Origin of the sequence: Mesorhizobium sp. M7A.F.Ca.ET.027.03.2.1 (assembly GCF_003999175.1) — a bacterium.
In the GTDB taxonomy this organism is placed as follows: Bacteria; Pseudomonadota; Alphaproteobacteria; order Rhizobiales; family Rhizobiaceae; genus Mesorhizobium.
Window position 1 is genome coordinate 1 of sequence record NZ_RZOM01001868.1, and the last position, 487, is coordinate 487.

The window sequence follows — 487 nt, forward strand, 5'->3', positions numbered from 1 at the left end:
CAATACGGACGTCGCGGGCTGGAGGCCTGAACGGAGAGAGAAGGAGAAAGACATGGCCGATACGGTCAGCAGCGAATTCCGCCTGCAAATGGAAGGTTATGGCCTGACGACGGCCGAAATCCACTATCACCTGCCTGATCATCCGAGCCTGCTTCAGCTCTATGTCTGGCAGGACTATGATCTCGCTCCGGCCTTTCCCGAACTCAAGGGCTTTCTCCAATATTGGGAGCGCGAACTCGACGGTCCGCTGCACTCGGTCCGCGTTGCTCATCACCGGCTCATCCGGCCTTCGGAGTGGCGAGCCGTCGAGGGCATCATCACGGTCCACTAGAGGTCTTTGGGACGGACTCCGCTCCTGCTTCGCCCCCGGAGCGACGACGTTGGAGCAGGCTCTTGCCGGCCCCACGCAGCGCCAACAATCTCCGCTCCAAGATTTCCAATTTCCATGTTGTAAAACGATCCTGCCGCGCTAGCCTGAAACCAGATG

At 59.3% G+C, this 487-nt stretch carries 1 protein-coding gene; it reads left to right on the forward strand.

Annotated elements, in window-relative coordinates:
* The first annotated feature begins 52 nt into the window (after positions 1-52).
* The gene (locus EN750_RS38520) at positions 53-331 is read left to right on the forward strand and encodes an usg protein (protein WP_127320453.1); all 279 of its coding nucleotides are present in this window, start codon (positions 53-55) and stop codon (positions 329-331) included.
* The last annotated feature ends 156 nt before the right edge of the window (positions 332-487 follow it).

Excerpts from the sequence above, each read along its gene's own strand:
- EN750_RS38520 (WP_127320453.1), top strand. The coding sequence starts at position 53 with ATGGCCGATACGGTCAGCAGCGAATTCCGCCTGCAAATGGAAGGTTAT.